General features: G+C 55.8%; 5 protein-coding genes. All 5 read right to left on the reverse strand.

The window, feature by feature from the left end; genetic code table 11:
• Nucleotides 1-247: 247 nt before the first annotated feature.
• Complete coding sequence (locus QNK41_RS10035; protein ID WP_319256305.1) at nt 248-700, reverse strand: PaaI family thioesterase; 453 nt, start codon at nt 698-700, stop codon at nt 248-250.
• Nucleotides 701-1,211: 511 nt separating this feature from the next.
• A complete protein-coding gene (locus QNK41_RS10040; RefSeq protein ID WP_319256307.1) occupies nt 1,212-2,057 on the reverse strand; it encodes a sugar phosphate isomerase/epimerase family protein in 846 nt (281 codons plus the stop codon).
• A gap of 138 nt (nt 2,058-2,195) precedes the next feature.
• Complete coding sequence (locus QNK41_RS10045) at nt 2,196-3,377, reverse strand: inositol-3-phosphate synthase (protein WP_319256309.1); 1,182 nt, start codon at nt 3,375-3,377, stop codon at nt 2,196-2,198.
• 198 nt (nt 3,378-3,575) lie between these two features.
• Nucleotides 3,576-4,037, reverse strand: a complete 462-nt coding sequence (locus tag QNK41_RS10050) for a ferritin family protein (protein ID WP_319256311.1) — start codon at nt 4,035-4,037, stop codon at nt 3,576-3,578.
• A gap of 227 nt (nt 4,038-4,264) precedes the next feature.
• Nucleotides 4,265-4,553: ABC transporter permease subunit (locus tag QNK41_RS10055; protein WP_319256312.1), on the reverse strand; the 289-nt coding region annotated here is incomplete at its 5' end.

The raw sequence follows: 4,553 nt of genomic DNA on the forward strand, positions 1-4,553 counted from the left end.
TGGTAAAGGTCGAAGGGATGGGACAGGAGGAGGCCGCGGTCGTGGCGGTGGCGGTAAGGGGGGGCGCCGGAAATGACCTTCCCCAGTTTTCCTTTTCGATGATATTCCATCTCAAAGGCACTCTTACGCGATAAAGCGTTCGGATTATGGGTCTATCGCATGGGTTACGAAGTTCGGGATTGATGTTGTTGCGTATGAAATTGAAAAAGGAAGAGAGCTGGGAAAAACGGGTCCGCTTGGTGTAGGGTTACCGGGCGGGATCATTTTTCACCTGCATGCTTACCTCCCTTCCGGCGACTGCGGCCCCTGGCTCCAGGACCATTAGACGGATCCGACCTGAGGCCACCAGGCGGCCTTGATCATCATGAATGCCGGCCTCCCAGACGTGTGTCCGTTTCCCCAGTAACAGCGGCCTGGCCGTGCAGCGCAGTCGGCCACCACGAACGGCTTTCAGGAACGAAGTGTTGTTTTCCAAACCGACCGTGGTTTTACTCTCTCCCCAGACCGTCAAGGCCGCACCGGTGGAACACAGGGTTTCGATCATACCGGCATAGACTCCGCCATGTACCAGGCCATAGGGTTGTAGATGACGGTCGGTAATCTCCATTTCAGCCACGTATTCATCCGGGTCAGCTTTTGTAAACTGAAGCCCCAACGCATTATTGAAGCCACCAAGGTTTGCATTGATCAATTCCAGCACATTATCAGGAAACGCGTTTATAATTTATGACTCCCTGGTTTGGATAATCACATACGGTACTGCCGAAAATCGTCCCAAAATTATCGCATATTCAAAATATATCAAATACAAAAAAAACCGTTTGGCAACTCGGCATGTGAATTTTATCCCCATCTTCCAACTGATCTAAAAATAGAAGGTCAATCCCAGCAAATTTCAGCGGAGGCCTCTTACGATTGCCTGTTCAAACCAAAGTGGTCCGATGGCATCAAATGAATTTAGGTTCAAACCAGAACTAAATTTGACGTCCCTCTATTGCGGGAGGATTTCAGCAATAACCAGATCATACCCCACAACTTCTGAAACGTGCGATTAACTGCTATGAAGCTTGAGGCGGGTTAATACCGAATGAGGTTGTATTTTATGCTATCAGGAAACAGATCCTGACAAGTCAGAAAAGTTCCCTTCTGATAGGAGAAGACCTTGAATAATTTTAAGATTCCGGAAAATGGGTTGGCCTCCGGTTCAACCCTCAATCATGCAGTCCCGCCTCCCGCAGCAACGGTAGCAGGTGGGCCAGGCTATCCTTGCCGGCCGCTTCGGGGCGATCCGTGTAGGGGTAGAGCTCAAGGCTCATGTCATACTGGTAACCTGACCGCTTCATGGCAGTGAAAACCGATGGAAAGTCGATGGCGCCCAGGCCGGCGATGAGATGATTGTGCTCGCGGGTGGGAGCGATGTCCTCAATGTGAATGTGGCCGACCCAGGGGTACAGCTCTTCGAAGGCGGCGGCCGGGTCTTCGCCGGCGCAGTAGAAGTGGCCGATATCGAAGTTGATGCCGACGGCCGGCGTCTGGATCTCGGATACGAAAGGTTTGATCTCCGCCGTGCGCTCCATGAGCAGGTTCGGCTCGGGCTCGATGAGCAACCGCACCCCCAACTCCTCTGCTTTGGGGATGACCTGGTCCATTCCCTGGTGGAACAGATGCAGGGCCTCCTTGCGGGTCATGTTTTCCGGCAGCGGTCCTCCCGGCGGCACCGAAATATTGCGACATCCGATGAATGCGGCAACCTCCAGGCAGGCCAGGGTGTGGTCAACGCGGATCCGTCGGCGCTCGGCCTCCGGTTCGATCCAGGACGGCAGGTAGGTGTCGCCCACCGCAAACAGCGTAAAGCTGTTCAGGTTGGTGGGCTTCAGACCGTTTTTTTCCAGCGAGGCCTTTACTTTCGTCAGCGCGGCGTTGTCATATTCGGGCGGGTAAAGGTGGGGCTGGTCACACATGATCTCCACACCGGCAAAGCCCAGCCGGGCGATCATGTCAAAGGAATCCAGCAGCGAATATTTCACGAAGGCGTTGGTGCTATAGCCAAAAATCATGGGGTATCCTCTCTCTGCAGGCTTTAGGAAAGCGCCCTTGGACTGTGTTATCGGTCGTCGCAGTATACCAAAATACGGCTTTCTCCCTATAGCCTTGCCAGGAACGCTTTCTTAAAGCCTGATACAGCGTAAAGTTGATTATATTCTATTGTCATCTCTGTTGATGCGGGATTCGATCCGGGATTCCAGACTTTCCAGGGCGGCAAGCTGGTCTTCGAAGGTTAGCGGCGCGCTGTTACCCACAGGTTTCTTGAAATAAAACCCCAGGTCGGGAACGGGGCCGGCGAACCCGGCGACTTGAAGGGCGGCTGCCCAGCGGGCCAGGTCCAGGGTCATGGGGGCGGCCAGGATAGAGTCCCGGCCCTGCAGGTTGAGGCGAAGGCTCATGGGCATGCCGAAAATTCCCCTGACGTCGATGACGTCCCAGGCCTCCTTGGCGTCGCCCCGGGGCGGATAGTAGTCGATGTGCACCTTGTGGGCCGACCGGCCGTAGCGTTCACCCACTGAGTAGCCGAGGATGTCGTCCAGCAGGTTGGTTTTGTTGTTCAGCTTGCCGCAGGCATGGTCCGGTTCCATCAGGTTCAGACCGTCGGCGTTGCCCAGGATGTTAAGGCTGTACCAACCGTCCACATACAGGCCCCGGGCTTTCAGGGCAGAGGCCAGGACCACCTTGAAATAGGTCTGGCCGGTCTTGCCGTCGCGGCCGGCGATGGGAACCCCGTTGGCCACGGCAAGGTTGCAGATGGCGGGCAGTTCCACGGTGTTGGGGGTGAAGTTGACCACCGGGATGCCGGCGTCGATGGCTGCGATCACATAGGCCAGGTCAGGCAGGATGCCCGCACCGGGTTGGCTGAGGAGTTGGTCGACACTCGTGAAGCGCGCCGGATCGGAGATGTCGCGGGTTGCCGGCAGCAGGTTGAGCAATACGGGACGGGCATCTGGACATCGATCGCGGCATTGCTGGATATCCGCCTGCAGCTGCTTGACCTGGTCTGCAATGGACAGCGCCGCCTCGGGGGCATCAAAAACGGATATCTGTGTCAGACGTGATTCATAGGGTCGCCACATGCCCTCGGGCAGCACACCGTGACGGGTGATGGCGTCGGTGATGCCATCCGCGGACAAATCCCAACCGGCTATGGCGACGGAGGAACAGCCACCCAGAAAAACAAACTTCTCGGCGGTGGTGAGTCCGGATAGAATCAGCGATGGGTTCTCCTGCATGGCGGCAACGGCAGCCGCCAGCGTGGTGCCGATGGCCCCTTTGACGCCGGCCACCAGCAACAGCAATTGGGGCGTTTGATCTGATGGTTTGTCCATTGATATCGGTATTCCTTATCGGCAGGCCCGCGGGCCGGTATTTTTAAACCGTCGTACCATAAAGGGAAGGCTGTGCAAAGTCAAGGCAGTGGCGTCCATTGGCGGATGTCGGAAAAAATATGACCCGTCGGGAAAAAAGACGCTGGTTGGTGCGCCTTTCCCGAGGGTGGAAAAGGGCTGTCGGCATGCGTGGGTGGTTCAATCCCCTGCCAACATCTCTTGGAACGTTGCCATGTGTTTCTTCTCTTCGAGAATGATCTGTTCCAGTTGCGCGGCGATGGCCGTTTCGTCGATAAAGGTTTTAAGAACCTCGTAAAATGCGATGGTATCGTCTTCGAACCCGATAAAAGTGCGGAGCATTTTGTCCGGGCTGTCGATGGTTTCAAAATCGACCTCCTCCAGGGAAAAGGCCTGCCCCTGGATTACATCCTCCACCAGGGCTCGGCTCAGTTCCGCCATCAGATGGTGATCCTCACCCTGGGTCAATCGGTTTTTCAACTCGGTAAACCAGCGGGCATGATTGTGCTCTTCCTGGGCGATCCATGCCAGAAGGGTCTTTAACGCATCACCCGATATATGCAACCGGGCGTCCCGGTAGGTTTTCTCGCCGTTTTTTTCCAGTCGTATGGCAATATCCAGAATGTCCTGGGCGGTAAACATAAACACTCCTCAGCGTTCGTGTGGGTTCATATCCTACTCAATTTTATTCTCCATGGGCGCATTTTCCTGCTACCGCTAACCGGTCAATGCAAAATGGATGCCCGGAATCGGGTTGCTGTAACTTAGATTAAATCCGGCTTGGTGTAAAGGTCGCCGCTCCCGGCGCCGCTGGAACCTGTCGGTTGTGGCTGCGGTGGAAATTGGACCCCTCGCCGGGCCCGATACCGTCAGGCGGGTCGGGCTTCTTTTTTCAGGTGCAGCTCAAACCGCTCGACCAGCAGGGAGCAGACCAGGCAGATCACGAAATAGATGGCCAGGATTGTGATCCAGACCTCGAAGGTGAGAAAGGTGGCGGCCATGAGTTCCATGCCCTGAAAGGTCAGTTCCTGGATGGAGATCACCGAGACGATGGCCGAATCCTTGATGGTGGAGATGAACTGGCCGGCCAGGGGCGGCATGATCCGGCGCAGGGCCTGGGGGAAGATGACATACCGCAGCTGCTGGGTCCGGGTGAAT

The organism is Desulfosarcina sp. (genome assembly GCF_033791525.1).
Taxonomy (GTDB): domain Bacteria; phylum Desulfobacterota; class Desulfobacteria; order Desulfobacterales; family Desulfosarcinaceae; genus Desulfosarcina.